The sequence below is a fragment of the Amycolatopsis sp. NPDC004747 genome (assembly GCF_053601335.1).
Genome location: NZ_JBSGBQ010000021.1, coordinates 115,827 through 142,405, shown reverse-complemented (window position 1 = coordinate 142,405; position 26,579 = coordinate 115,827). Strand labels below are relative to the sequence as shown.

The following is a 26,579-nucleotide window of genomic DNA, read 5'->3' as shown; positions in this document are numbered from 1 at the left end:
ATGATGCCAGTGTTGCCTTGGTCGCGTTCGGCTTTGACCAAGGCGGCGGAGACGGCAGTATGTGAGCAACCGCTTAGCACGCCGATACGAGGATGTGTCCGCCATGCCCGAAGCCGTCATCGTCTCCACCGCACGCTCACCCATCGGGCGCGCCAACAAGGGCTCGCTGGTCAGCATGCGGCCCGACGACCTGACCGTGCAGATGGTCCGTGCGGCGCTGGACAAGGTGCCGCAGCTCGACCCGGCCGACATCGACGACCTGATGCTGGGCTGCGGCCTGCCGGGCGGCGAGTCCGGGTTCAACATGGGCCGCGCGGTCGCCGTTGAGCTGGGCTACGACCACCTGCCCGGCTGCACCATCACCCGCTACTGCTCCTCCAGCCTGCAGACCACCCGGATGGCCTTCCACGCGATCAAGGCCGGCGAGGGCGACGTCTTCATCTCGGCCGGCGTCGAGACCGTCTCGCGGTTCGGCAAGGGCAGCTCGGACTCCTGGCCCGACACGCACAACCCGCTGTTCGCCGACGCCGAGGCGCGCACCAAGGCGACCGCCGAATCCGGCACCGACACCTGGACCGACCCGCGCACTTCCGGGGACGTTCCGGACGTCTACATCGCGATGGGCCAGACCGCGGAGAACCTCGCGCGGGTGAAGGGCGTGACGCGCGAGGAGATGGACGAGTTCGGCGTCCGCTCGCAGAACCTGGCCGAGAAGGCCATCGCGGACGGCTTCTGGGCCAAGGACATCACCCCGGTGACCCTGCCGGACGGGACGGTCGTCTCGAAGGACGACGGCCCGCGCGCCGGCGTCACCGTCGAGGGCGTCTCCGGCCTCAAGCCGGTGTTCCGCCCGGACGGCCGCGTCACCGCCGGCAACTGCTGCGCGCTCAACGACGGGGCCGCGGCGCTGGTCATCATGTCCGACACGAAGGCGCGTGAGCTGGGCCTGACGCCGCTGGCGCGGATCGTGTCCACCGGCGTCACCGGGCTTTCGCCGGAGATCATGGGCTACGGCCCGGTGGAGGCGTCCAAGCAGGCGCTTTCGCGCGCCGGGCTGTCGATCGGCGACATCGACCTGGTCGAGATCAACGAAGCGTTCGCGGCGCAGGTCATCCCGTCGTACCGGGACCTGGGCATCGACCTGGACCGGCTGAACGTCAACGGCGGCGCGATCGCGGTCGGCCACCCGTTCGGCATGACCGGCGCCCGGATCACCTCGACGCTGATCAACTCCCTGCAGCACCACGACAAGCAGTTCGGCCTCGAGACGATGTGCGTCGGCGGCGGCCAGGGCATGGCGCTGATCATCGAGCGCCTTTCCTGATCCCGGACCTGACGAAGGCCTCCTCGCGCGCGGCGAGGAGGCCTTCGTCAGGTCCGCGGCTATTCGTTCGTCTTGACGCACATCGTCGTCGCCGGCTCCGGGTACACCGCGACGCGCGTGGCGTCGGTGCCCTCGCAGACGTTCTTGTCGGCCTGGCCCGTCACGACCTTGACGAGCTCGCCGTCCTTGGTCGGGTCGGTGCACGGGACCTTCAGGTAGCCCTTGGTCTTGGACGTGAAGTTCGCCAGGCAGTCGCCCTGCTTCGCGTTGATCATCAGGCACAGCTTGTACGCGCTGCGGCCGCTGACCGAGTAGGTGTCGTAGCCGGCGTCGGACCCGCCGGGACAGTCCGCGGAGGCGCTGTCCAGCTTCTTGGCGATCTTGACGTTCGCCTTCGGGTCGTTGCAGTCGGCCTTCGCCGGGTCGTCACCGCCCTGGGTGAACTCGGTGATGGTGAGGCAGTCGCCCGCGTTCGAGGTGGCCGGCGAGTTCTTGAAGGCCATGAACCCGACGACGACCAGCGCGATCACCACGACGGCACCGATGCCGCCGAGGATCAGGCCGAGGGCCTTCGAGCGCTTCGGCGGGGCCGGCGGGGGCGGGAAACCGGCCTGGCCGGGCGGGAACTGGCCGGGCGGCGGGCCGTACGGGCCCGGCTGGCCCGGCGGCGGGCCGTAGGGACCCGGCTGGCCGTACGGCTGCTGCGGCTGGCCGCCCGGAGGCGGTCCGTAAGGATCGGGCTGACCCACCGGCTGCTGGCCCCCGGGGGCCGGAGGGGGAACGCTCACTGGAACCTCACACATGTGAAATGAGAACCGACCCGGCACATCAAACACGCAGGGTGAGCGCCACCGGCAGCGGGGTCGGCAAATGCACGAATTACCCACAGAAAAGGCGCCCCGCCGATTACGGAGCGCCTTCACTGCGGAACTGTGAGCCAGGTTACTCGCGGAAGTACGAGAGCAACCGGAGGATCTCGAGGTACAGCCAAACCAGCGTGGTCATCAGGCCGAACGCGGTGTACCAGGCCCACTTCGACGGCATGCCCTCGCGGATCATCCGGTCCGCCTGGTCGAAGTCGAGCAGGAAGCTGAACGCCGCGATGCCGATGCAGACGAGGCTGAAGAGGATGGCGATCGTGCCGCCGCCGCGCAGCGGGTTGAAGCCGAAGGCCAGCGTGCTGATCAGGTTGAACAGCATCAGGATGGCGACGCCGACGGTGGCACCGACGATCCACTTGGTCAGCTTGGGCGTGACCTTGACCGCGCCCGTCTTGTAGACCACCAGCATGCCGATGAACACGCCCGCGGTGCCGACGATCGCCTGCAGCGCGATGCCGGGGTAGATCGCCTCGAACACGCCGCTCAGCGCACCGAGGAACAAGCCTTCGGCCGCCGAGTACGTCAGCGTCAGCGCGGCGCTGGGCTTCTGGCGGAAGATGATCACCAGCGAGATGACGAGCCCGACGACCAGGCCGGCGAGCATCGCGCCGAGGAGCGCGCCGGGGATCCGGCCGGTCTCTTCGATCTGGACCCGCGCCCAGATCGCCGTGACCACCCCGACGAGCAGCGCGACGCCGAGGGACATGCCCGTCTTGACGACGACGTCGTCGACGGTCATCGGGCGGTCGCCCTCGCCGGCGGTGGCCCGGCCCGGGTCGTACCCGGGCACGCCGCCCTGGGGTTGGTTGAAGCCCACCGGGGGCCCGTACTGCCCGTAAGTCTGGGTTCCGCCGCCGGGCAGGTTGCGGAACGCCGGGTTGCTACTGGAACGCACCTGATCCTCCTGGATCTGCTGCTTCTTGGATCATCGCTGCATCGGGTTCAACGACCGCCGCGGGCGCGCGGTTCCCGTCGAGTAAAGACGACTTTACTCGTCGGCAGCCCGCCTGCCTCGGACGACACGGTAAGCGACGGACATCACGACCGTTCGCCGACAGCCACCCGAAGAGCGGTACACAGTTTCGTCTCTTGGCGCAACGCTCACTTCGCGTGCTCGGATCTTCACCGAACGCGTGTCGGGGACTTGATCAGTCGTGTGACCTGCAGAGACGCCGGGCGCTGCCGCGCGTCGAACGAAGGAGCATTGACACCATGGGGTGGTCAACACGCCCGCGCGCGGGTGCACGCGTGCTCACCGGTCTCGTCGCCGCGGCCCTGCTCGGCACGCTTTCGGTGACAGTCGGCGCCGCACCGGCCTCGGCGGCCAGCCAGGAAGGCATCGGCTACGAGGTCAAGCCCGGCCAGAACATGACCCCGCGGCCGAGCCGCAACTGGCTCGGCTCGTACATCGTCGGCGGGGCGCAGGTCTTCTGCGTGAGCTTCCAGCTCAAGGCCCCCGGCACCGACGAGCAGTACCAGCCGGGCGACGAGCTGCTCACGAAGTGGGGCACGAAGCTGCCCGCCGACCAGGCGGCGAACATCTCCTACCTGCTGCTGCGCTACGGCGACACGAAGAAGCCGGCCGAAGCCGCGGCGCTCGCCCACCTGCTGCACTCGTGGACCGCCGCCCCGCGCACGGCGGCCGACCTGGACCCGTCGCTCGGCTACGACAAGATCGGCTACGACGCGCAGTACCACCTCGACCTCCTGCCCTCGGACGCCAAGGCAGCCGTCGACCAGCTGAAGACGGACGCCGAGGCCAACCGCGGGCCGTGGACGGCTTCGGTGACCACGCCGAAGGGCGACCAGCACCCCGGCGAGGCCGCCGAGTGGACGGTCACCGTGAAGAACGCCAAGGACAAGGGCGTCCCGGACGTCCCGGTGAAGCTGACGGCGACCGCCGCCACCCTCGACAGTGGGGACGGCGGGAAGGCGGACGCCGCGGCCGGGAACTCGAGCCCGCAGGCCGCCGCGAAGGACGTCACGCTCAAGACGGGCGCCGACGGCACCGTGACGGTGAAGCTGACCCCGACCGGCGACCAGCCGAAGCTGGTGGCCGCGTTGTCCGCTCCGGCCGACCGGCCGTACGTGCGCGTGCCGGTCGACACCAAGGTGCAGCGCGTGGTCTCCACTGGCGGCGAGAAGGAGCTGACCGCTCAGGGCGTCGTCAATGTCGCGAAGCCCGGCAAGGTCCAGGTGACCAAGACCGACGCGAACACCGGCGCCGGCGTCGGCGGCGCGGTCCTGCGGATCACCGGCAAGGACAAGACGTCCGCGGCGCTCGGCCAGGACGGCAAGCCGCTCACCGGGGCCGACGGCAAGCCCGTCGTCGTCACCACGGACGGCAAGACCGGCGGCGTGACGGTCGAGAACCTCCGCGCCCCGCAGGAGATCTGCGTGGTCGAGGCGAGCCCGCCCCCCGGCTACACGAACGCCTACGACCCGCAGAACCCGCCGTCGGCGTGCGGCACCGTGCAGCCGGGCGAGACGCTCGCCCTGACCGTGACGAACAAGCCGAACGAGGTGCCGCGCGCGATCCCGGCCGGCGACCAGCCGGTCGCGCAGGCGCGCGGGGTCGTCGAGACGAGCTACTCCGTGCCGGGGCTGGCCGGGCTCGGCCTGCTCGTGCTGCTGACGGCCGGGCTGGCCGGCTTGGCCGCGCGGCGGGCGTCCCGGCGGTAAGTGTGGCGGAGCACGACGGCGACTGGCGGGGCGAGGACTGGTTCGTCGACGAATGGCACCGGGGCGTCGGCTGGGCGGCCGCCGAGGACGAGCAGCCCGACGGCCGGTGGGAAACGCCAAGGCGCGGCCGCGGCCGGCTGCTCGCCGGCTTCGCCCTCGGCGCGGCGACGGTGCTCGCGGTGCAGTACGGCCCCGCCGTGCTCACCGCGGCGCCGACGGCCGTGGTGAGCGGCACGGCGCTGCCCGCCGCGGGTGCGGGCGGGGCCGCGGCCGCGGTGCCGTCCCCATCCCCGGCGGCCACCGCGTCCGCGACCCCGGCCGCACCGGCCGCGCAGACGCCGTCGTCGCCTTCCTCGCCGCCGGCGTCGTCCCCGCCGTCGCCACCTCCGCAGCGGCCGGGCACCGTCCGGCTGCCCGGCGGCGGGACGGCGACGCTGGTGCGCAAGGACCTGGGCCCGGGCGGTGAGCTGCCGGTGCCCACCGACCTCGGGCAGGCGACGTGGTGGGGCGCGTCACTCGACGCGGCCGGCGGGGCGAGCGTGTTCGCCGGCCACGTGAACTGGCGGGGCGCGACCGGGCCGTTCGCCGAGCTGTGGACCGCCAGGATCGGCACCGAAGTGACCATTGTGGACAGTGCGGGCAAGACCTGGCGGTTCCGGATCTCGCAGCTGGTCACGGTACACAAGAGCGATCTGCCCGCCCGCGCCGACAACCTGTTCGGCCCGTCCGGCCCGCACCGCGTGGTGCTGGTGACGTGCGGCGGCCGCTGGGTCGGCGGCTCGGACGGCTACGAGGAGAACCGCGTCGTGATCGCGGACCCCAGCTAAGTTACTCGTGGGTAACATCACGTTTCGAAACGGTGGTCGCGGGCGTCGCCATGCAGCAGAATGCCCAGGGTCAGGGCTGTGGGAGCGAGAGGTGTGAAGACGATGGCGACGTTCTTGGTGACCGGCGCGACCGGACTGATCGGGCGTCACTTCACCCGGTTGCTGCTCTCCCGCCCCGACGACGACCGCGTCGCCCTCGTGGTGCGCGCGTCCTCGCGGGCCAAGCTGGCCGCGTTGGTCGACCAGTGGCCGCACTCCGACCGCGTCACGCTCGTCACCGGCGACCTCGGCGAGCCGCTGCTCGGCGTGTCCGAAGCGGACCGGGAGCAGCTGCGCGGCGGCGTCGACCACATCGTGCACCTCGCCGCGCTCTATGACCTCACCGCCGACGACGAAGCCAGCATCAAGGCCAATGTGGACGGTACGCGGGCCGTCGTCGACCTCGCCGCCGACCTGCGCGCGGGCTGCCTGCACCACGTCTCCTCGGTGGCCGTCGCGGGCGACCACGAAGGCGTGTTCACCGAGGAGATGTTCGACGCCGGGCAGCGGCTGGTGACGCCGTACCACCGGACCAAGTTCGAAGCCGAGAAGATCGTCCGCGAGCAGACCGAGGTACCGTGGCGGGTGTACCGGCCGGCCGTCGTCGTCGGGCACTCCGAGACCGGCGAAATGGACAAGATCGACGGCCCGTACTACCTCTTCCCGGCGATCAACCGGCTCGCCGGCCTGCCCGACGTGCTGCCGGTCGTCGGCCCCGACCTCGGCGACACCAACATCGTGCCGGTCGACTACGTCGCCAAGGCGCTGCTGGAGCTGGTGGTCAAGCCTGGCCTCGACGGCCACGCCTTCCACCTGGTCAACCCGGAGCCGCAGCCGGTCGTCTCGGTGTACAACGCCTTCGCGCGGGCCGCGGGCGCGCCGACGATCACCGTGCAGCTGGGCGAGGGCCTCTCGAAGCGGATCGTCGGGCTGGTCAAGCTGACCGAGCACATCCCCGGCGTCACCATCGCGCGCGACGCCGTGATGGAGCGGTTCGGCATCCCGCCGGTGCTGCTGGACACGATGGCGTTCCCGTCGGTGTTCTCCTCGGCCGAGACGCGCAAGGCGCTGGCCGGCACCGTGGAGGTCCCGCGGCTGGAGGAGTACGCGCCGACGCTGTGGCGCTACTGGCGCGAGCACCTCGACCCGTTCCGCGCGCGCAAGCACGGCCCGCGCGGCGAGCTGGACGGCCGCCGCGTGATCATCACCGGCGCGTCCTCGGGCATCGGCCGCGCGACCGCGCTGAAGGTCGCCGCCGCGGGCGGGGTGCCGCTGCTCGTCGCGCGCCGCCAGCACGAGCTGGAAGAGGTCCGCGACGAGATCGTCGCCGCCGGCGGCACGGCGTCGGTGTACCCGGCCGACCTGACCGACGAGGACTCGGTGCACAAGGCCGTCGACGCGATGCTGGCCGAGCACGGCCGGATCGACATGCTGGTGAACAACGCCGGCCGGTCGATCCGCCGCTCGATCAAGCTGTCCTACGACCGGATGCACGACTACGAGCGCGCGATGGCGATCAACTACTTCGGCGCGGTGCGGCTGATCCTCGCGGTGCTGCCGCACATGTCGGAGCGGAAGTTCGGGCACATCGTGAACGTGTCGTCGATCGGCGTCCAGGGCATCGCGCCGCGCTTCTCGGCGTACGCGGCGTCGAAGGCGGCGCTGGACTACTTCTCGCGGATCGCGGCGACCGAGACGCACGGCGACGGGATCACCTTCACCACCATCCACATGCCGCTGGTGCGCACCCCGATGATCCGGCCGACGAAGATCTACGACGCGTTCCCGACGAAGTCGCCGGAGCAGGCCGCGGACATGGTGATGAAGGCCCTCGTCGAGCGGCCCAAGCACATCGGCACCCCGGCGGGCCAGGCGATCGGGCTGGCGTACACGCTGACGCCGGGCCTCACCGACGCCATCGCGTACCAGGGTTTCCGGATCTTCCCGGATTCGGCCGCGGCGGGCGGTTCGGGGCAGCTCAAGATCGGACGTGGCGAGAAACACCTCTCGCGCGCGGCGATGGCGCTGGCCCGGCTCTCGCGCGGCTTCCACTGGTGACTGACGGTTTCCGGGGTGCGGCCATTCCGGCGACACGGCGACACGTGTCGGTGATTCGTTAAGCCGGAAGGCGGAGGCGGCGGGTGCCCGGGTACGGTCGGGCCCATGGTTCCTGAGCGCGACCCCGCCGCAACCGCCCTCAACGGCCTCCTCCCCCTCCGTCGTGAGTACACCCAGGCTTGGCACGGCTTCGACCGCAACGAGGTCCGGCAGTACCTCGACCACGTCGAAGCCCAGCTGCGCCGGGTGCTCAGCGAACGCGACGCCGCGGCGGCACAGGCCGCCGCCGCGACCCGCGAGGCCGAGTCCGTCCGGCAGCAGGTCGCGGCGCTGGAAGCGCGCATCGAGGAACTCAAGAAGCCGCCGGAGCGGCTGGAGGACCTCGACGAGCGGATGCAGCGCACGGTGACGCTCGCGCAGGCCCGCGCCGACGAGATCATCAAGCGGGCCGAGGTGGCCGCGGAGAAGACGTGGGCGTCCTCGACGGAGGCGTCGACGAAGCTGCGTGAGCGGTACTCGAAGCTGGTCGCGGAGCTGGACAAGCAGGCCGACCTGCTGCACTCCGAGCACGAAGCCGCGCTGGCGGAGACACGCGCCGAGGTGCAGCGGCTGACCGTCGAGGCGGCCCAGCGGCGCGAGCTGCTGGACAACGAGGCGGAGCGGAAGCGCCGGAAGCTCGAGCGCGAGTTCGAGGCGTCCCTGGCGGCCCAGAAGGCGGCGCTGGAGAAGCACGTCGCCGACCAGCGCACGGCGAGCAAGAACCAGGCGGAGCGCCGGCTCGCGGAGGCGACGGCGGAGGCGAAGCGGCGGCTCGACGAGGCGACGGCGGAGGCCAAGCGCCGGCTCGACGAGGCGACCACCCAGGCGGCCCAGCGGACGACGGCGGCGAACCGGAAGGTCGAGCGGCTGGCGGAGATCCGCGAGCAGGCGCGCAAGAGCCTGGCCATGGCGGAGGACATCCTCAACCGCAGCGAGACGCAGCTGGCGACGCTGCCGGAGGAGGCGGTGATCCCGCAGGCGTCGAAGCTGGTCGGGGGCGACGCGGAGTCGGCGACCACGCCGGCGGCGCCGGTCGTGCCGGTGGTCCAGCCGTCGATCCCGAAGTCGGCGAAGCCCGCTCCGAAGCCCGCGGCGGCGCCGAAGCCGGCGCCTCAGGCAGCGAAGCCGGCGCCGCAGGCGGCGAAGCCGGGGAACACGCCGGCGAACTCGAACGGCCCGGCGACCAAGCCGGCGAACGGCAACGGCTCGAACGGCAACGGCGCGAAGCCGCTGTCGCCGTCGGGGAGCAAGCCGGGCAACTGAGCGTCCGGCAGGACCATCCGAGAAGGCCGCGTTGCGGGACTCCTGGGTCCCCGGCGCGGCCTTTATCGCGTGAGCGGCCCCCAGCCGAGCGCGCGCTGCGAAGCCCGCAACCCGCGCGCGTGGAGGGGCCCCCCGGTTTTTACGCTACCGGCAGGCACCGACAGTTTCCGGCGCCCGGGAGCCGCGCGCTTTCAGTTGTGCACAGCTCTCAGTTGCGCACAACTCTCAGTTGCGCACAGCTCTCAGCTGTGCACAGCTCTCAGTTGCGCGCGGTCCGGGGCCACGGGTTCGCCGACTCCAGCTGGGCCGCCAAGCCCAGCAGCAACCCCTCCCCACCTGGGCGGGCCACCAGCTGCACCGACGTCGGCAGCCCCGACACCGCCGAGCGGCCCGCCGGGACCGTGATCGCCGGGTAGCCCGCGAAGTTCCACTGGCCCGTGAAGCCGGCCAGGCGCGTCGACGGCAGGACGTTCGCGAGCCAGCCGCGCTCGTGCCAGCGTCCGGCCTTCACCGGCCAGTGCGACAGCGTCGGCGTCAGCAGCACCTCGTGCGACGCGAAGAACTCCTCCGCCCGGGAGACCCACCGGTCCCGGGTCCGCGAGCGGAGCAGCCCCGCCCGCTCGACCAGGCGCCCCGCGCGGACGTGGGCTCGCGTCCGGCGCTGCAGCCGGGCGACGTCGAACTCGCGGGCCTGGGCCGCCGGGCCCGCCAGCCAGCGGGCCGTCATGCCCAGGACCATGGTCGCCGGGTAGCGCGGTGCGGCGGGCTCGATCGCGTGGCCCGCCGCCGCCAGGTGGCCCGCCGCCGTCGAGACCGCCGCCACCAGCTCCTTCGGGACCGGCGTGTGCAGCAGCGGCACCGTCGTCGTCATGCCGATGCGGACCGGGGCCGGCGTGGGCACCGTGGCCAGCTCCGGACGGGAAGCCAGCACCGACAGCAGCAGCGCCGTGTCGGCGACCGTCGTCGCCAGCGGGCCGTGCACCGACATGCCGAACCAGCCGCCCTCCGCCAGCAGGTCCGCGCCCGGCTTCAACCCGACCAGGCCGCACATCGCCGCCGGGAGGCGGACCGAGCCCATGCCGTCCGAGCCGTGGGCCAGCGGGACCAGCCCCGCCGCCACCGCCGCCGCGCTGCCGCCCGACGAGCCGCCCGCCGCGTACGTCGGGTCCCAGGGGTTGCGGGCGATGCCGTCCGGGGTGTCGCTCATCGGCCAGATGCACAGCTCCGGCACCCGGGTCAGCCCGACGAGCACCGCGCCCGCCGCGCGCAGCCGTCCCGCGATCACGCCGTCCGCCTCCGCCCGCGCGGCGGGGCCCGCCTGCGAACCGTGCGACGCGTACTCGCCGGCCACCTCCGTGACGTCCTTGACCGCGACGGGCACCCCGGCCAGCGGCAGCGTCGCGAGACCCGGGCGCGCGGCGACCTCCGCGGCTTCCTTCACCGCCTCCTCGGCCCGCACCCGCCGGAAGGCGCCGATGACGCCGTCCGCCGCGGCGATCCGCTCCAGCGCCTCCTCGGTGACCTGCACCGGATCGAGCTTCCCGGCCCGGACGGACGCCGCGATCTCCACTGCCGTGAGCACCATGATCGGACCCTAGCCCACGAAAAGGTGACAGCGGCAGAGAAAACGTCTCAGATAGCGCCCGCTCGCAGAGCGTAGGCGACGGCGTGGGCGCGGTTGTTCAGGCCGCAGCGCGTCATCAGCCCGTAGAGGACGTTCTTCACGGTCCGCTCGGAGTAGCACAGCTTCGCCGCGATCTCCTCGGTCCCGAAGCCCTCGGCGACCAGCCGCAGCACGTCGCACTCGCGCGCGGCGAGCCCGGACAGCGTGAGCCCGTTCGGCTCCAGGACGTCCTTGCGCATCCGCTGCACCTGGGCGAGCAGCGCGCCCTGCAGCCGCGGCGGCAGGTTGGCCGTGCCGTCACCCGCGGCGAGCACCGCCGTGACCAGCTCGGCGCCGCCCGTCTCGCGGCGCGGCAGGATCGCCACCACGCCGCACTCCAGCGCCGCCATCAGGTCGCTTTCGCGGAAGTGCTCGACGACCAGCACGACGTGGGACGCCTTGGCCGCCCGGATCTCGCCGAGCACGGCCTCGGTGACGTGGTCCTCCATCACCAGCAGCACGTCCGGCACGAGGTCGGTCAGCCGGACGTCGGGATGGTTGTCCAGCAGGCTCACCGCGCCGGCGTGCGTGATCGGGTCCGAGGCGAGGACGCTCACTTCGACGGGCTTCATGGTGGCAGTGTGGACGGCGGATCTTCACGCCTTCCCTATTCCGCCTTCACGCCCGTGAAGACAGCTCCCCGAAGGCCGCCCGCGCCCGCTCCAGGCACCCCGGCATCCGGCCGGCGGCGCGGGCCCAGTCGCGCTTGGCGCGCCAGTACTCCTCCCGCGCCTCCGGCGGCCAGCAGGCCAGCTCGGGCTCGACCCGGGCCTCCAGGTCGGCCAGCAGCTCGCCGAGCTCCCCGGTGATGGCGCCCATCCGGTCCAGCACCAGGTCGGCGAAGCTGAAGTCGAGCCGCGTCACGGCAGGCGCGGCCGCGGCATCGGGCCGCCGGTCGCCTCCAGCAGCTGCGCCAGCCGCGACAGGATCACGTCGAACTCCTGCTCCCAGTCGCTCATCGCCTGGCCGAACCGCACCGACGCTTCGCCGCGCCACGACGCCTGCACCATCGCCATTTCGCTGTTGACGTCCCGCAGGCGGGACCGGGCGCCTTCGAGGGCGGACGCGAAGCAGGCGGCGGCCCGCTGCATGTCTTCGGTCGGCACGTCTCCGGTCGACGCTGTCGCCATGCGGGGCTCCTCTCCGGCCCCCCGAGGGTGGCGCACGCTCCCGCGGCGCGGAACCCCGCGTGTGTGCCCTTGCCCGAATGTCCGCCATCCTTGCCTGCCGGTTCACGACGTCCGCGTATGCTCACGGCAGGCATCCGGCGCGTGACGATTCGTTCACGCACGAAAGGAGACCGATGTCGGCCGCGGACGGCTCCGCACCGAGACTCCAGCTGCTGGGCCCGATGAAGGCCTGGCAAGGCGAAACCGAGCTGGACCTCGGCTCCGCGCACCGCCGCACGGTGCTCGCCGCGCTGGCGATGCACCCGAACCGCACGGTCTCGCGCGAAGAGCTGATCGACGCCGTCTGGGGCGAGGCGCCGCCGCAGAGCGCGCAGGGCTCCATCTACACCTACGTTTCCGGGCTGCGGCGCGCGCTGGAACCCGACCGGGCCAAGGGTGAAGGCCCGCAGCTGCTCGCGTCGATCGGCTCCGGCTATTCCCTGCGCCTGGCCGCCGAAGCGATCGACGTCCACCGCTTCGAAGCCCTGCGCGAGCAGGCACAGCGCCGGCACGCCGCCGGCGATCTCCGCGGCGCCCGCGAGGCCTTCGACGAGGCTTTGGCGCTCTGGCACGGCGTTCCGCTGTCCGGCCTGCCCGGGCCGTTCGCCGCCGCCCAGCGGGCCCGGCTCACCGAGGTGCGGCTGGCGACCGTCGAGCGGCGCGCCGAGGTCGTGCTGGAATCGGGCGGGCACACCGAACTCGTCGCCGAACTGACCGCGCTGACCCGCGAACACCCGTTCCGCGAGACGTTGCGCGGGCTGCTCATGCGCGCGCTGGCCGGCGCGGGACGCCGGACCGAGGCGATCGCGGTGTACGCCGACTTCCGCGACCGGCTCGTCGAGTCCTCGGGCACCGAACCCGGCCCGGCCCTGCGGCGGCTGCACGACGACCTCCTGGAGAAGCCCGCCCCGGCGCCGGCACCGCAGCCCGCGCCGGCCGCGCGCCCGGCACGGGTGCCGGCCGCGGCGCTGCCGGAGCGGGCGGAGATCTTCGTCGGCCGGGAGGCCGAACTCGGCAGGCTGCGCGAAGCCGTCGACGGCCTCGGCGACGGCGTGGGCCGGTCGGTGTGGCTGGAAGGCGAGCCGGGCAGCGGCCGCACCGCGCTGCTCGCCGAAGTCCTCACGATGGCGCTGGACCACCATCCCGCGTTCGCCGCCGCGGACGCGCTGGACCAGCGGTTCTCCCTGCGGCCGTTGCTCGACGCGCTGGGCGTGCACCCGCGCACCACCGACCCGCGCCGGGCCGCACTGGCCGCGCGGCTCGCCGAGCACCCGGACGAGGACCCGGTCGACGAAGTGCTCGCGCTGGTCCGCGAGCTGTGCGCGGAGGCGCCGCTGGTGCTCGTGCTCGACGACCTGCAGTGGGCCGACGACGCCACGCTGCGCGTCTGGCGCTACCTGAGCCGGGAGACGCGGCAGCTGCCGTTGCTGCTCGTCGGCGCCTGCCGTCCGGTACCGCGGCCTGCCGCGCTCGACGACCTGCTTGACAACGATGACATCACCGCATTGGTCCTGCCGCCGCTGGCCGAGGAAGCCACCCACGAGCTGGCCACCGAGCTGGCCGGCGCGCCGCCCGGGCCCGGGCTGCAGCTGCTCGTGTCCTACGCGGCTGGAAACCCGCGCTACACCAGGGAAATCGTCGAGACGCTGCTCGCGCAGTCGATGATCGTCCTCGACGGCGTCCACGCGCACCTGGACGGCAATTCGTGCCAGACGATCCCGTCGCCGCTGGGCTCGCGGATCACGCAGTACCTGAGCTTCCTCTCCAGCGGGACCCGCGACACCCTCCGCTGGGCCGCGTTGCTGGGCCGCGAGTTCTCGCCGGCGGACATCGCCGTCGCCACCGAGCGGCCGCCGACGGCGCTGATCGGCGCGGTCGACGAGGCGATCACCTCCGGGGTGCTGGTCGAATCGGGCGACCGGCTGGCGTTCCGGCACCCGCTGGTGCGCCGCGTGCTCTACGAAAAGACGCCCGCCGCGATGCGGGTCGCGCTGCACCGGCAGCTGGCCGAGGCCTTCGCCGCCTCGGGCGCGCCCGCCGAACGCGTCGCCCAGCAGCTCGCCGCCGCGCCCGCGCAGGTGGACCCGTGGGTCACCGGGTGGCTGCTGGAGCACATCGGGACGGTCGCCACCGAGACCCCGCGGGTCGCGGTCGAACTGCTGCGCCACGCCGTCACCCAGGGCGCGCTGCCGCCGGACGCGCGGGAGACGCTGACCGCGACACTGGCCCGGCTGCTGTTCTGGCTCGGCCGGGAGCCCGAAGCCGAGGCGCGCTCGGTCGTCGCGCGGACGTCCGACAGCAGGCGCGCGGCCGAAATGCGCTGGATCCTGGCCTACGTCTACTACCGCCGCGGCGACTTCTCCGAGGCGACCGCCGAGCTCAAGCGGACGCTCGACGACACCGACGTCCCGGAGATGTGGCGCGGGCGGCACGAGGCGCTGCTGGCGACGCTGGAGAAGCTGGGCGAAGCGACGGCGCTGGCACCGGCCGGGCTGCACCCGCTGGACGACGCGGCACTGGCCGTGCCGAACCTCGACAGCCTCGAGGACGCCGCGGAGCCGCTCGACGCCGCCCGCCGGATCGCCGCCACCCGTGCGGTGCCCGGCGAGATGCACCTGGCAGGCGCAGTGCACTACTACTGGCTGGGCCGCTGGCCGGAGGCACTGGCCGAGCTGGACGCGGTGATCCGCGACGGCGCCGAGACGGCGTCCTACGTCCTGCGCAGCCCGGGTTCGGCGTTGCTGGTGCACGGCGTCGGCGCGCTGATCGCCGGGCACCGCGGCGAACCGGGCCAGGCCAGGACCCACCTCGACGCGGCCGACCGGCGGCAGTGGCCGCCGGGGCTGGAGCCCGACGGCGGCGACTTCCTGCTCGCGGCCCGAGCGCTGCTGGCCGAGCAGGAGGGCAGGCCGGAAGCGGCGCTGGCGGCGTTGCTGCCGCTGCTGGAGGACAACTACCCCCCGGCGGCCCGCCACCAGTGGCTCCCCGACCTGGTGCGGCTCGCCTTGTCGCTGGGCGACCGGCAGCGCGTGGAAGAGGCACTGCGCCTGCTCGAGCCCGACGGCGAGATCCCCCCGGCGCACGCGGCGGCGGCCGCGCACTGCCGTGGCCTGGCGGCCGGCGACCCCGGACCGGTCCTGACGGCGGCCGGGCACTACCGCGCGGCCGGTCGGCTGCTGAAGCACGCGAAGGCTACCGAGGACGCAGCGATCCTGCTGGCGGAGTCGGGCGAGCTGACGGAGGCGCGCACGGCGTTCCGCGCCGCGCTGACGGCGTACACGGAGATGGGCGCGGTGTGGGACGTGCGGCGCGCGGAGGCCCGGATGGGCCCGTTCGGCATCCGGCGCGCCCCCGCGGCCCGGTCCCGAGCCACCGCCCCAAGCTGACCCTCGCCCCAAGCGCCCCAATGTGGCCTTGGTTGCGTCCAGCGCACCGAAGGCCACATCGGGGCGCTTGAGTCGCGCAACCTTGGCAGGGGCTGCCGCGTCGGTAAGGTCACCGGAGTAGTCGGTACCGAGATGTCCCTGGGGGAAGGGGTCTGGGGCGCAAGTCCCAGAGGGGACGGCAACGACATGCCAGGGGATGCGGATCCCGGCTTGCGGGTGGGCGTGCTCGGCCCGCTGCGGGCCTGGCGCGGGGCGGCCGAAATCGGCCTCGGTCCCGCCCGTCAGCGCGCCATCTTCGCGGTGCTCGCGGTCAACGCCGGCCGGCCGGTTCCGCGGACCGAGCTGATCGCCGGGGTGTGGGGGGATTCCGCGCCCGCGAGCGTCGAAGGCAGCGTCCACACCTACGTTTCCGGGCTCCGCCGCGCCCTCGAACCGGACCGGTCGCGGTGGTCGGCCGCCAGTGTCCTCGTGTCCGACCCCGCCGGGTACTCGCTGATCCTGGGCGAAGACGCGCTCGACGCGGCCCTCTTCGAACGGCACCGCGAACGCGCGCAGCGGCACCTCGAGCAGGGCGATCCCCGAGCGGCGGTCACCGACCTCGACGCCGCTCTCGCGCTCTGGCAGGGCGAAGCCCTTTCCGGCGTCCCCGGCGGGTTCGCCGAGCGGCACCGCGAATACCTCGCCGAACTCCGGCTGAACACCCTCGAACGGCGGGCCGAAGCCGTGCTCGCCCTCGGCGGGCACCTCGACCTCGCGCCGGAACTGGCCGTGCTGGCCGGCGAACACCCCCTGCGGGAGTCGCTGCGGGAGTCGCTCATGCTCGCCCTCTACCGCAGCGGACGGCCCGCCGACGCCCTCGACGTCTTCCGCGACGCCCGCGCCACCCTCGTCGCGGAGCTGGGCGTCGAACCCGGGCCGGCGCTGCAACGGCTCCAGCGGCAGATCCTCGCCCAGGACCCGGCGCTCGACGCACCCGCGGCGCCGGTCGTCGTCACCGGGCACCGGCTGTTCGGCCGGGAAACCGAAATGACGAAGCTCGCCGGGCTCGTCGCCGACGTCCGGGCCGGGCGCGGGCGGGCCGTCTGGATCGAGGGTGAGGCCGGGATCGGCAAGTCCGAGCTGCTCACCAGCTCGCTGCCGGACGGGCCCGGCTTCCAGCGGCTCTGGGCGGCCGCCGACGAGCTGAGCACCCGGTTCCCGCTGCAGGTCGTGCTGGAGTGCCTGGCGATCGACGTGCATTCGCCGGACCCGCGGCGCGCACGGGTGGCCAACGAACTTTCCGGCGAGGGCCCGGCGCGGCGCAGCTGGGGCCCGGCCGACCCGGTGCTCGGCGCCGTCGACCGGCTGCTGGCACTGGTCGACGAGCTGTGCGCGCAGTCGCCGCAGGTGCTGGTGCTCGACGACCTGCAGTGGGCCGACGAAGCATCCGTGCTGGTCTGGCACCGGCTCTGCGCGGCCACCCGGCAGCTGCCGCTGCTGCTGGTGGCCGCGACCCGGCCGGCGCCGGACCGCGCCGAGCTCGCCCAGCTGCGCCGCGGCGTCCAGGCGCGCGACGGGGTCGTCCTCGACCTCGCACCGCTGACCGGCGAAGACGTCGGCAGGCTGATCGAGGACCAGCTCGGCGTGCCGCCCGGGCCGGGCCTGCGCGAGCTGGCCGCCCGTGGTGCGGGAAACCCGTTGTACGTCAAGGAAATGGTCGACGTCCTGCGGCGGGCCGGCGCGGTGGCGGTGAGCGACGGCCAGGCCGACATCGACGACCCGGCGGAGTTCGAGGCCCCGCCGTCTCTGGTCGCCGCGGTCGACCGGCGGCTGGACTTCCTCACCGCGCGGACGCAGGAAGTACTGCGCTGGGGCGCGCTGCTCGGCATGGAGTTCGCCGTCGGGGACGTGGCCGCGGTGCTCGGCACCCGGCCGTCGGACCTGCTGGCGCCGCTCGAAGAAGCCGTCACGGCCAACGTCCTGATCGACACCGGGACGCAGCTGGCGTTCCGCCATCCCCTGCTGCGCCAGGCGCTGTACGACCGGCTGCTGGCTGGGACGCGGGCGGCGCTGCACCGGCAGGCTGCCGAGGCGCTCGCCGGCATCGGCGCGCCGGTGAAGCGCGTCGCCGAACAGCTGGTGGCCGCACCGGCCACAGTGGACGAATGGGTGCTGGACTGGCTCGCCGCGCACCACGCCGCGGTGTCGACCCGGGCGCCGCTGATCGCCGTCGAGCTGCTCGAACGCGCGCTGGCCGCGTGCGCCGCCACCGACCCGCGCCGGGAAACGCTGCTGGTCGCGCTGGTCAAGGTGCTGTTCCGGCTGGAGCGCAGCCCGGAAGCGCTGGCGCGGCAGGCACTCGAAGCCGCCACCGAGCCGGACGCCGTCGAGGAGATGCGGCACGTGCTCGCGGCACTGCGGCACCGCCGCGGGGACACCGAAGGCGCCGTCGCGACGCTCGCCGGGTGGGTCGACGACCCGGCTGTGCCGGAGCTCTGGCGGGTCAAGCACCGTCAGCTGCTGGCGAACTTCCGCCGCGGCAGTCTGTCCGATTTGGACGCCGCGGAGCAGGCGGCGCACGAGACGAAGGCCCTCGCCGGCGGCGACCGCTACCTGACCGCACACGCGCTGCAGTCGTTGTGGCTGGTCGATTCCGTGCGCCGCGAGCACGAAAGCGCGCTCGCCCACATCGACGCGGCGATCGAGGCCGTCGGCCACGAGCACGAACTGGCCGACCTGCACCTCGACCTGCTCGACAACCGCGTGTTCACGCTGCAGAACCTCGACCGCCTGGCCGAGGCGGGTGAGGCCCTGCGCGCGGCGGGCGAAGTCGCGGCGCGGCACGCGCTGCCGGTCGGGCTGCAGGTGTCGGCCGCCGTGCACCGGTACTGGGAAGGCCGCTGGGACGAGGCACTGGTCGAGCTGGACACGGTCATCGAGGACGGCCCGGCGATCACCTTCTACGGCCTGCGCGAGCCTGGCCCGGCCGCGCTGCTGCTGCACGGTGTCGCGGCGCTGATCGCGGGCCGCCGCGACGACCGGGCCCAGGCCGCGGCCCACCTCGACGCGGCGGAGGAGTACGCGCCGGCGACCGGCGCCGAGCGCGAGAGCTTCGACTTCCTGCTGGTGGCCGACGCACTGGCCGCCGAGCAGCGCGGCGACCGGGCCCGCGCGCTGGCCGTGCTGGAACCGATCCTGAACCCGACGTACGCGCAGATGATGCTGCGGCACCAGTGGCTGCCGGCGTTCGTGCGGCTGGCGATGGAGCAGGACGACGTCCCCCGCGCCCGCCGGGCCTTGGCGGTGTGCGAGGAGGAAGCGGCGAAGGAGCGACGCCCGGCGCGGGCGCACGCGGCGGCGTCGTGGTGCCGCGGCCTGATCGACGAGGACCCGGCGCCGGTGCTGACCACGGCCGAGCACTTCCGCGCGGTCGGCCGCCGCCCGGAGCTGGCCTCGGCGCTGGAGGACGCGGCCGTGCTGCTGGCGCGCGCGGGACGGCTGGACGCGGCGCACGCGGCGTTCGAGGAGGCGGCCGAGCTGTACACGGCGCTGGCGGCCCGCTGGGACCTGCGGCGCGCGGAAACCCGGCTGCGCCGGCTCGGCGTGCGCCGGGGTGCGCTGTTCTCCCCGATCCGGCCGGGCCACGGCTGGGAATCGCTGACGCCGATCGAGGTCCGCATCGCCGGTCTGGTCGCGGAGGGCCGCTCCAACCCGGACATCGCGGCCGAGCTGTCGCTGCCGCGGCGGACGGTCCAGGCGCACGTGGCCCGGCTGCTGGGCAAGCTGGAGACGCCGTCACGCTCGGGCGTCGCCGACGCCGTTCGACGGCGCACCTAGCGCGTTGGCCTTCGCGACCCGGCCGAGGAAGCGGCCCGATTCCTTGACCGTCCGCCGCTGCGTCTCGAAGTCGACGTGCACCAGGCCGAACCGCTGCGTGTAGCCCATCGCCCACTCGAAGTTGTCCAGCAGCGACCAGGCGAAGTAGCCGCGCACGTCGACGCCGGCGCGGATCGCGTCGTGGACCGCCCGCAGGTGCTCCATGAAGTAGTTCACCCGCGCCGCGTCGTACACCCGGCCGTCGACCACCTGGTCCACAAAGGACGCTCCGTTCTCGGCCACCACCAGCGGGAGATCGGTCCGCGAAGCAATCCACGTCAGCAGCGAGGTGAGCGTCGACGGGGACTGCTCCCAGCCGAAAGCGGTCAACGGCGGCCGGGCCGGCAGGACGTCCATGCCCCGCAACGTCGGCAGCGGGCAGTTGCTCGGCGCCTGCGGGTCCTCGAGCGGCGTGACGCGGGCCGGGGCGTAGTAGTTCACGCCCAGCCAGTCGAGCGGAGCCGCGATGACGTCGGTGTCGCCGTCGCGGACGCACTCGGCGAACCGGCCCGCGGCCGCCACCACGTCCGCCGGGTAGCCGCGGCCCAGCACCGGGTCCAGGAAGAACCGGTTGTGGATGCCGTCGAACTTCCGGGCCGCCTCCGCGTGGGCCGGTGACGACCCGTCCGGGATGGCCGGTGCGAAGTTCAGCGCCAGCGAGAACTCGTGCTCCGGCCCGGCCAGCGCGCGGGTGGCCAGGCCGTGCGCCAGCAGCAGGTGGTGGGCCGCCACCAGCGCCGTGTCGTGGTCCTGGACGCCAGGTGCGTGCACGCCGCTGCCGTAGCCGAGGAACGCGGCGCAGAACGGCTCGTTGATCGTCGTCCACTGGCGCACGCGGTCGCCGAGCGCGGCGTGCACCACCGCCGCGTAGTTGGCGAACCGCGCGGCGGTGTCCCGCAGTGGCCAGCCCCCGGCGTCTTCGAGGGCCTGCGGCAGGTCCCAGTGGTAGAGCGTCAGCACCGGCACGACGTCCCGGCTCAGCAGCTCGTCGACCAGGCGGTCGTAGAAGGCGAGGCCGGCCGCCGACGTCGTCCGGCCGTCCGGCATCACCCGCGGCCAGGCGACGGAGAAGCGGTAGGCGTTCAGCCCCAGGTCGGCCAGCAGGCCGATGTCCTCGGGGTAGCGGTGGTAGTGGTCGCAGGCGACGTCACCGGTCGCACCGCCGAGCACCTTGCCTTCGGTCGCCGCGAACTCGTCCCAGATGGACCGTCCGCGGCCGCCCTCGGCCACCGCGCCCTCCACCTGGTAGGACGCGGTCGCCGCGCCCCACAGGAAGCCCGTCGGGAAGGTCATACCGGTGCCCCTTTCAGGATGCCCCGCACGATGTGGCGGCCCAGCAGCAGGAACAACGCGATCACCGGCACGACGGCGACGGTCGCGCCGGTGAGCATCAGCGCGTAGTCGGTGTAGTAGCCGCTGGCCAGCTGCGAAAGGGCGACCTGCACGGTCGGCGTCTCGTTGGGGTCGAGGACCACCAGCGGCCAGAAGTAGTCGTTCCAGGTGGCCATGAACGTCAGCATCGCCAGCACCGCGGCCGGCGCGCGCAGCGCGGGCACGGCCACGTGCCAGTAGGTGCGCAGGATCGAGCAGCCGTCGACGGTCGCGGCGTCGACGAGGTCCGGGCTGATCGCGTTCTCGCACGCCTGGCGCATCCAGAACACGCTGAAGGCGCTGACCAGCGCGGGCACGATCACCGCCTCCAGCCGCCCGTACCAGCCGAGGTCGCCGACGACCAGGTACAGCGGGATGACCCCGAGCTGCGCCGGCACCATCGCCGAGCCGACGACCAGCAGGAACAGCGTGTTGCGGCCGCGGAACCGCAGCCGCGCGAAGGCGAACCCGGCCAGGCTCGCCAGCACGACGTTGGACACCATGACGGTGCCCGCGACGATCAGCGAGTTCCCGATGGCCGGCCAGAAGTCCACGGTGCCGAACACGCGCCGCACGTTCGCGGCCAAGTTCCCGCCCGGCAGCAGCAGCGGCGACGTCTCCCCGATCGCCGCGTTGTCGCGGGTGGCCACGACGAACGACCAGTACAGCGGGAAGACGGAGGCACCGAGCACGCCGGTCAGCACGGCGTACACCCAGCCGCCCGGCCGCCGCCGCGCCGTCACGCCGCCCTCACGAACCGGCGCACCAGCCGGTAGTTGACCAGCGCGAACAGCGCGCAGATCACGAACATCACCCAGGTCAGCGCGGCCGCGTAGCCGGCGTCGAGGTGCGTGAACCCCTTTTCGTAGAGGTACATGACCAGCGTCTGGAACTGGCGGTCGTTGCCGCCGGTGCCCGCCGAGCCGCCGGCGTCGAACAGCTGCGGCTCGGCGAACAGCTGCAGGCCGTTGACCGTGCCGGCGATGGCGGTGAAGGCCAGCGCGGGCCGGATGCCCGGCACGGTGATCGACCAGAACGTCCGCCACCGCGAGGCGCCGTCGAGCTCGGCGGCCTCGTACAGGTCGCCCGGGACGGCCTGCATCGCGGCCAGGTAGATCAGCGCGTTGTAGCCGGTCCAGCGCCAGAGCACCATGCTCGCCACGGCGACGTGCGACGTCCAGGTGGTCGCCCGCCAGTTGACCGGCGGGATGCCGAACCAGCCGAGGACCTCGTTGACGACGCCGTAGTCGCGGCTGAACAGCTGCCCGAAGACCAGCCCGACGGCGACGACGGACACGACGTTCGGCAGCAGCACGCCGGTGCGCCACCAGGTCGCCGCGCGCAGCGGCCGGTCGAGCAGGGCCGCGATGCCCAGGGCCAGCAGGAATTCCGGGACGGCGGCGAGCAGGAAGATGGAGACCGTGTTGGCGAGCGCGTTGTAGAAGTGGGCATCGGTGAGCAGGTCGCCGTAGTTGGCGAGGCCGAACGCGCCCTGGTCGCCTTCGAGCAGGTTCCAGTCGTGCAGCGAAACCCACGCCGTGTACAGCAGCGGGAAGGCGCCGAAGACGACGAACAGGCCGAAGAAGGGCGCGACGAACAGCAGCGGCGTGGCCTTGCGGTCCCATCGGGCGAGCCGGTGCGGCACGAGCGGCTACTTCAGGGCGGCTTGGGCCTGCTGGACGGCTTCGGTCCAGGCCTGGTCGACGGTGTCGGTCTTTTCCTCGATCCGCCCGAGCGCGCGGCCGAACTCCGGCCGGACGTCGGCGTCACGCAGGCCGCGGTAGTTCGGGCGCAGCTGCTCGGCCGAGGCGGCGAAGATCCGCCCGATCGGCGCGTCGCCGAAGTACGGGTCGGTGTGCGCGACGACCTGCGGATCCTCGTAGACGGCGGGCTCGCTGGGCAGGATGCCGTCGGAGAGGAAGAGTTTCTTCTGCTGTTCCGGGGCGGTCAGCCAGCGGGCGAGCTCGTACGCTTCCTTCTGGTGGCTGCCCTGCTTCGGCACGGTCAGGAACGACCCGCCCTGGTTGCCGCTCCGGCCGGGCACGGTGGTGACGTCCCACTTGCCGCGGTTGGCGTCCCCGCCGGCTTCCTTGATCTGGCTGAGCATCCACGCGGGACAGGCCACGGTGGCGAACGAACCCTGCTTGATCGCCACGTTCCACGCCTGGGTGAACGTGGTCGCCGCCGCCGTCTGCCCCTTCGCGGCGAGGCCGCCGGAGAGGAAGAAAGCCGTGCGCACGCTCGGGTTGCGGTCGGCGATGAAGGAGTCGTCACGCTGGGAGAAGTAGTTCTCCGGCGACTGGTTGAGCATCGCCGTGTAGACGGTCCCGGCGGAGTCGGCGAACTTCACGTTCGGCGTCTTGGCGGTGAACCGCTCGGCGGTGGCGGCGTAGGCCTCCCAGTCCGGCATCAGCTTCGCGACCTCTTCGCGGCCGGTCGGCAGGTCCGCGGCCTGGAACAGGTCACGCCGGTAGCAGAGGGCGAGGCTGCCCATGTCGGTGCCGAGGCCCAGCACGAAGGCGCCGTCGGTGCCCTGCGCCCACTTCCACGGCACCCACTGCTTTTCCAGCTCGCGGGCGCCGTAGCCGGCGAGGTCGGCGAACTTGTCCTTCGCCTTCCGGTACTGCGGCATGTACTGCTCTTCGATCGCGACGACGTCGGCGGCACCGTGCCCGGTGGCCAGCTGCGTCGCGAGCCCCTTGTGGTGGGTGTCGAAGTCGGTGACGCGGTTCTGCACCGTGATGTCCGGGTGCAGCTTTTCGTACTCCGCGATCAGGGGCGCGTAGCCGAACTCACCGAAGGTCGCGATGGTGAGCTTCGTCTTCCCCCCGGCGTCACCCGGAGTGCAGGCGGCGAGCGGGATCAGCGCGGCGACCACGATGGCGGTCCGGCGGGCGATCGTGCGCAACAGGCTTCCTCAGATCACACCGGCCCGCACGGCGTACGCGACCGCGTGCGGCCGGTTGCGCAGGTTGAGCCGGTTGGTCATGGCGTAGATGACGTTCTTCACGGTCCGCTCCGAGTAGCAGAGCTTGCCCGCGATCTCGGCAGTGTCCCAGCCTTCGGCCATCAGGCGAAGCACATCCACCTCGCGCGGCGTGAGTGCCGCGCCGCCGCCCTCCTCGGCCAGGGCCTCGACCTGCTCGCGCAGCGGAGCGGTGCGGCCCCGCGCCGCGGCGAGCACGCTCTCGGTGAGCCGGTCGAGCGCGGTCCGCGGCAGCACGGCGGAGACGTGGCATTCGGCCAGCAGCCCGACGTGCGCGGGGTCGACGTGCCCGGCGACCAGCACGATCGCGGCCGGCGACTCGGCGGACGCGGCCCGCAGCGCGGCGACGGCCTCCCGGTCGACCTCCCCGACGGCGAACACCAGCACGGCCGCCTCGCCCCGGCGGGCACGCGGCAGGACCAGCAGCTCCGGGCGGGCCTTCAGGTGGTTGATCAGCCCGGTCAACGCGATCGGGTCGGACGCCCACGCCGCCACTCGCACCTGGTCCATCGAACCCTCCTCCGCCCACGACGAATCCTGACTCCGGCCAGTGTGCTGAGGCCGCCTTCATGAATTCTCTAACGTCGGCGAGGCCATTCTTCACGCCGTGAAGTTGGACCGTCGACTACGGTCGGGGGGCACGCGACCGAGTGAAGGGACCGATGAACCGCCGACATCTAGCCGCCCTCGGGGTGGCGTTTTCCATCGTGGCCGGGTGTCTGCTGGTCGTGGGCCTGCAACCGGAGACCGTGTCCGGGCTCGCGGTGCCCATGACCTCCGCTCGGCCTGCTCCTCCGCCGGTGGCGTCTCCTCTCTCTCCTTCCGCGCCCACCTCGCGCCTCGCGCGGCCGGGCGACTGCTCGGGGCTGGTCGACGGGCTCGACGACCGCGCCCAGGTCGCGCAGCTGGTCGTGGTCGGTGTCTCCGGTGACAACCCGGCGGCCACGGTGTCCCTGGTGCGCGACCACCAGGTCGGCGGGATCTTCGTCGGGGGTAACGCAACAGCGTTGTTGAAAGATCGCTCGCTGGCCGCCGTCCAGGCCGTGGCCAAGGTGCCGGTGGCGGTGTCGGTGGACGAGGAGGGCGGTCGCGTCCAGCGCATCGACGACCTCGACGGCGACCTGCCCTCGGCCCGGACGATGGCCGCGACGAAGTCCCCGGACGAGGTCCGCGCGCTGGCCGCCGAGCGGGGCCGCCAGCTGCGCGCCCGCGGGGTGACGGTGGACTTCGCCCCGGACACCGACGTCACGGACGCCTCGGACGGCGACGTGATCGGCGACCGCTCGTTCAGCCCGGACCCGGCCCGCGTGAAGACGTACGCGAAAGCGTTTGCGCAGGGCCTGCGCGACGCGGGTGTGCAGCCGGTGCTGAAGCACTTCCCCGGGCACGGCCACGGCTCGGGCGACTCCCACAAGGGCACGGTGGTCACGCCGCCGCTCGACAAGCTGCGCGCGCTCGACCTGGTGCCCTACCGCGGCCTGGCCGACTACGGCCCGGTCGGGGTGATGGTGGGCCACCTCGACGTGCCGGACCTGACCGACGGGGTCCCGGCATCCGTTTCGCCGGCCGCGTACCGGCTGCTGCGCGGCGAGTTCGCGTTCACCGGGCCGGTCGTGACCGACGACCTCGGGGCGATGAAGGCGATCACGGCGCAGTACCCGCTGCCGGAGGCGGTGCTGAAGGCCTTGCAGGCCGGCGCGGACCAGGCCCTCTGGTCCTCCGGGGGGCGGGTGGACGAGGTGCTGGACCGGCTGACGAAGGCCGTGCAGACGGGTGAGCTGCCGAAGGCGCGGGTGCAGGAGTCGGTCACGCGGGTGCTGCGGGGCAAGGGGCTCTGCTGAATCCTCTCGGTGCGGGGCCGACCGCGCCGGGATCGATTTCGGTTGCGTGGAACGGATTGTCGTCGCCATATCAACGACGGTACCGAACAAGAGTTCGAACGTCATCGCTGGATCGAGTGAACATCGACAACGGGCTTCGGCGAACTTTTCCGTTGCGCCACAAGGGAAATCGCAGCGCGGGCGACGTGAGAAGCCCCCGATTTCCACGCTACCGCAGACCACCGACGAAACCGCGGCACGCGCACAGCCGGAAAGCCGAGCGGATCACGCCTAAACTCGGGCGGCGAGCACACCCGGACCAAGGAGCGGCATGGCGGATCTCGGCGGTACCTTCACCCTCGGCGGCGAACTTCCCGTGACCCGGATGGGTTACGGCGCCATGCAGCTGGCCGGTCCCGGTGTCTGGGGGCCGCCGAAGGACCACGACGCCGCCGTTGCCGTGGTGCGGGAAGCCGTCGAGCGCGGGGTGACCCACCTCGACACCAGTGACTACTACGGCCCCCACACCGTGAACGCCCTGCTCAAGGAGGCCCTGCACCCCTACCCCGAGTCGCTCGTCATCGTGACGAAAGTCGGGGCCCGGCGGAGTGCCGACAAGGGGTGGCCGCCCGCCCTGTCGGCCGCGGACCTCACCGAAGCCGTGCACGACAACCTGCGGAACCTCGGCGTCGACGCGCTGGACGTCGTCAACCTGCGGCTCAGCAACGCCGCCGGTGACTACCCCGTTCCGATGTCGCTCGCCGAACCGTTCGGGGTGCTCGCGCGGCTGCGGGAGCAGGGGCTGATCCGGCACCTCGGCCTCAGCCACGTCAGCGCCGAGCAGCTCGACGAAGCGAAGGCCATCGCGCCCGTCGTCTGCGTGCAGAACCAGTACAACCTCGCGCACCGGGAGAACGATCCCCTCGTCGACAAGTGCGCCGCCGAGGGGATCGCCTTCGTTCCCTACTTCCCGCTCGGCGGGTTCAGCCCGCTGCAGTCGGGGGTGCTCGACGACTGCGCCGCACGGGTCGGGGCCACGCCGATGCAGGTCGCGCTCGCCTGGCTGCTGCAGCGGTCGCCGTCGATGCTGCTGATCCCCGGGACGTCGTCGCCCGCGCACCTGCGCGAGAACCTCGCCGCCGCCGATCTGGAACTGCCCGCCGACGTTCTCGCCGATCTGGACCGGATCGGCGCCGCCTGATCGCTACGCTGAGCG

20 protein-coding genes are annotated in these 26,579 nt (G+C 72.7%); 9 read left to right on the top strand and 11 right to left on the bottom strand.

What is annotated here, in order from left to right; translation table 11 throughout:
* Window positions 1-103: 103 nt before the first annotated feature.
* Complete coding sequence (locus ACWEGE_RS30650) at window positions 104-1,324, top strand: acetyl-CoA C-acetyltransferase (RefSeq protein ID WP_449663914.1); 1,221 nt, start codon at window positions 104-106, stop codon at window positions 1,322-1,324.
* 59 nt (window positions 1,325-1,383) lie between these two features.
* Here the strand turns inward: ACWEGE_RS30650 and ACWEGE_RS30645 are convergent, their stop codons facing one another.
* On the bottom strand, window positions 1,384-2,073 hold the full coding sequence (locus ACWEGE_RS30645) for an LppU/SCO3897 family protein (protein ID WP_449663941.1): 690 nt from the start codon (window positions 2,071-2,073) through the stop codon (window positions 1,384-1,386).
* A 193-nt stretch (window positions 2,074-2,266) separates the two neighbouring features.
* Window positions 2,267-3,100 (bottom strand): Bax inhibitor-1/YccA family protein, encoded by an 834-nt coding sequence (locus tag ACWEGE_RS30640; protein WP_449663913.1) that lies wholly within the window; start codon window positions 3,098-3,100, stop codon window positions 2,267-2,269.
* 317 nt (window positions 3,101-3,417) lie between these two features.
* On the opposite strand from ACWEGE_RS30640, the gene ACWEGE_RS30635 reads away from it, so the two are divergent.
* The 4 genes from ACWEGE_RS30635 to ACWEGE_RS30620 all read left to right on the top strand — a co-directional run bounded on the left by ACWEGE_RS30635 (window position 3,418) and on the right by ACWEGE_RS30620 (window position 9,113).
* The gene (locus tag ACWEGE_RS30635; protein ID WP_449663912.1) at window positions 3,418-4,887 is read left to right on the top strand and encodes an MSCRAMM family protein; all 1,470 of its coding nucleotides are present in this window, start codon (window positions 3,418-3,420) and stop codon (window positions 4,885-4,887) included.
* Window positions 4,888-4,889: 2 nt separating this feature from the next.
* On the top strand, window positions 4,890-5,714 hold the full coding sequence (locus ACWEGE_RS30630) for a class F sortase (RefSeq protein WP_449663911.1): 825 nt from the start codon (window positions 4,890-4,892) through the stop codon (window positions 5,712-5,714).
* A 102-nt stretch (window positions 5,715-5,816) separates the two neighbouring features.
* Window positions 5,817-7,811 (top strand): SDR family oxidoreductase, encoded by a 1,995-nt coding sequence (locus ACWEGE_RS30625; protein ID WP_449663910.1) that lies wholly within the window; start codon window positions 5,817-5,819, stop codon window positions 7,809-7,811.
* 105 nt (window positions 7,812-7,916) lie between these two features.
* The gene (locus ACWEGE_RS30620; protein WP_449663909.1) at window positions 7,917-9,113 is read left to right on the top strand and encodes a cell division protein DivIVA; all 1,197 of its coding nucleotides are present in this window, start codon (window positions 7,917-7,919) and stop codon (window positions 9,111-9,113) included.
* 259 nt (window positions 9,114-9,372) lie between these two features.
* On the opposite strand, the gene ACWEGE_RS30615 is transcribed toward ACWEGE_RS30620, so the two are convergent.
* Genes ACWEGE_RS30615 through ACWEGE_RS30600 form a run of 4 tightly spaced genes read right to left on the bottom strand, consistent with a single transcriptional unit; the run spans window position 9,373 to window position 11,906 of the window.
* Window positions 9,373-10,698 carry an amidase family protein gene (locus ACWEGE_RS30615; protein ID WP_449663908.1) on the bottom strand — a complete coding sequence of 442 codons (1,326 nt, stop codon included), beginning with the start codon at window positions 10,696-10,698 and terminating at the stop codon, window positions 9,373-9,375.
* A 47-nt stretch (window positions 10,699-10,745) separates the two neighbouring features.
* Window positions 10,746-11,348 (bottom strand): helix-turn-helix transcriptional regulator, encoded by a 603-nt coding sequence (locus tag ACWEGE_RS30610; RefSeq protein ID WP_091317867.1) that lies wholly within the window; start codon window positions 11,346-11,348, stop codon window positions 10,746-10,748.
* Between the two features lie 46 nt (window positions 11,349-11,394).
* Entirely contained in the window at window positions 11,395-11,640 is a 246-nt protein-coding gene (locus ACWEGE_RS30605; protein ID WP_449663907.1) for a WXG100 family type VII secretion target, read from the bottom strand.
* A complete protein-coding gene (locus ACWEGE_RS30600) occupies window positions 11,637-11,906 on the bottom strand; it encodes a WXG100 family type VII secretion target (RefSeq protein ID WP_449663906.1) in 270 nt (89 codons plus the stop codon). Before ACWEGE_RS30600 ends, ACWEGE_RS30605 begins: the two co-directional genes overlap by 4 nt.
* Window positions 11,907-12,079: 173 nt before the next feature.
* On the opposite strand from ACWEGE_RS30600, the gene ACWEGE_RS30595 reads away from it, so the two are divergent.
* Together ACWEGE_RS30595 and ACWEGE_RS30590 are read left to right on the top strand one after the other, a co-directional pair.
* Window positions 12,080-15,331, top strand: a complete 3,252-nt coding sequence (locus ACWEGE_RS30595) for a BTAD domain-containing putative transcriptional regulator (RefSeq protein ID WP_449663905.1) — start codon at window positions 12,080-12,082, stop codon at window positions 15,329-15,331.
* 186 nt (window positions 15,332-15,517) lie between these two features.
* Window positions 15,518-19,147 (top strand): BTAD domain-containing putative transcriptional regulator, encoded by a 3,630-nt coding sequence (locus ACWEGE_RS30590; protein WP_449663904.1) that lies wholly within the window; start codon window positions 15,518-15,520, stop codon window positions 19,145-19,147.
* Here the strand turns inward: ACWEGE_RS30590 and ACWEGE_RS30585 are convergent.
* The 5 genes from ACWEGE_RS30585 to ACWEGE_RS30565 are packed head-to-tail and all read right to left on the bottom strand — an operon-like array spanning window position 19,106 to window position 24,053.
* Window positions 19,106-20,479, bottom strand: a complete 1,374-nt coding sequence (locus ACWEGE_RS30585; protein ID WP_449663903.1) for a GH1 family beta-glucosidase — start codon at window positions 20,477-20,479, stop codon at window positions 19,106-19,108. The genes ACWEGE_RS30590 and ACWEGE_RS30585 overlap by 42 nt on opposite strands.
* The gene (locus ACWEGE_RS30580) at window positions 20,476-21,300 is read right to left on the bottom strand and encodes a carbohydrate ABC transporter permease (protein WP_449663902.1); all 825 of its coding nucleotides are present in this window, start codon (window positions 21,298-21,300) and stop codon (window positions 20,476-20,478) included. The genes ACWEGE_RS30585 and ACWEGE_RS30580 overlap by 4 nt, the downstream gene beginning before the upstream one ends.
* Window positions 21,297-22,202, bottom strand: a complete 906-nt coding sequence (locus ACWEGE_RS30575; protein WP_449663901.1) for a carbohydrate ABC transporter permease — start codon at window positions 22,200-22,202, stop codon at window positions 21,297-21,299. The genes ACWEGE_RS30580 and ACWEGE_RS30575 overlap by 4 nt, the downstream gene beginning before the upstream one ends.
* Window positions 22,203-22,208: 6 nt before the next feature.
* Window positions 22,209-23,465 carry an ABC transporter substrate-binding protein gene (locus ACWEGE_RS30570; RefSeq protein ID WP_449663900.1) on the bottom strand — a complete coding sequence of 419 codons (1,257 nt, stop codon included), beginning with the start codon at window positions 23,463-23,465 and terminating at the stop codon, window positions 22,209-22,211.
* Between the two features lie 9 nt (window positions 23,466-23,474).
* The gene (locus tag ACWEGE_RS30565; RefSeq protein ID WP_449663899.1) at window positions 23,475-24,053 is read right to left on the bottom strand and encodes a response regulator transcription factor; all 579 of its coding nucleotides are present in this window, start codon (window positions 24,051-24,053) and stop codon (window positions 23,475-23,477) included.
* 152 nt (window positions 24,054-24,205) lie between these two features.
* On the opposite strand from ACWEGE_RS30565, the gene ACWEGE_RS30560 reads away from it, so the two are divergent.
* Both ACWEGE_RS30560 and ACWEGE_RS30555 read left to right on the top strand, forming a co-directional pair.
* Entirely contained in the window at window positions 24,206-25,384 is a 1,179-nt protein-coding gene (locus ACWEGE_RS30560; protein WP_449663898.1) for a glycoside hydrolase family 3 N-terminal domain-containing protein, read from the top strand.
* Between the two features lie 310 nt (window positions 25,385-25,694).
* Window positions 25,695-26,564, top strand: a complete 870-nt coding sequence (locus ACWEGE_RS30555; protein WP_449663897.1) for an oxidoreductase — start codon at window positions 25,695-25,697, stop codon at window positions 26,562-26,564.
* The last annotated feature ends 15 nt before the right edge of the window (window positions 26,565-26,579 follow it).

Excerpts from the sequence above, each read along its gene's own strand:
- ACWEGE_RS30590 (WP_449663904.1), top strand. The coding sequence starts at position 15,518 with ATGCCAGGGGATGCGGATCCCGGCTTGCGGGTGGGCGTGCTCGGCCCG.
- ACWEGE_RS30625 (WP_449663910.1), top strand. The coding sequence starts at position 5,817 with ATGGCGACGTTCTTGGTGACCGGCGCGACCGGACTGATCGGGCGTCAC.
- ACWEGE_RS30635 (WP_449663912.1), top strand. The coding sequence starts at position 3,418 with ATGGGGTGGTCAACACGCCCGCGCGCGGGTGCACGCGTGCTCACCGGT.
- ACWEGE_RS30620 (WP_449663909.1), top strand. The coding sequence starts at position 7,917 with ATGGTTCCTGAGCGCGACCCCGCCGCAACCGCCCTCAACGGCCTCCTC.
- ACWEGE_RS30565 (WP_449663899.1), bottom strand. The coding sequence starts at position 24,053 with ATGGACCAGGTGCGAGTGGCGGCGTGGGCGTCCGACCCGATCGCGTTG.
- ACWEGE_RS30560 (WP_449663898.1), top strand. The coding sequence starts at position 24,206 with ATGAACCGCCGACATCTAGCCGCCCTCGGGGTGGCGTTTTCCATCGTG.
- ACWEGE_RS30650 (WP_449663914.1), top strand. The coding sequence starts at position 104 with ATGCCCGAAGCCGTCATCGTCTCCACCGCACGCTCACCCATCGGGCGC.
- ACWEGE_RS30610 (WP_091317867.1), bottom strand. The coding sequence starts at position 11,348 with ATGAAGCCCGTCGAAGTGAGCGTCCTCGCCTCGGACCCGATCACGCAC.
- ACWEGE_RS30615 (WP_449663908.1), bottom strand. The coding sequence starts at position 10,698 with ATGGTGCTCACGGCAGTGGAGATCGCGGCGTCCGTCCGGGCCGGGAAG.
- ACWEGE_RS30595 (WP_449663905.1), top strand. The coding sequence starts at position 12,080 with ATGTCGGCCGCGGACGGCTCCGCACCGAGACTCCAGCTGCTGGGCCCG.
- ACWEGE_RS30555 (WP_449663897.1), top strand. The coding sequence starts at position 25,695 with ATGGCGGATCTCGGCGGTACCTTCACCCTCGGCGGCGAACTTCCCGTG.
- ACWEGE_RS30585 (WP_449663903.1), bottom strand. The coding sequence starts at position 20,479 with ATGACCTTCCCGACGGGCTTCCTGTGGGGCGCGGCGACCGCGTCCTAC.
- ACWEGE_RS30600 (WP_449663906.1), bottom strand. The coding sequence starts at position 11,906 with ATGGCGACAGCGTCGACCGGAGACGTGCCGACCGAAGACATGCAGCGG.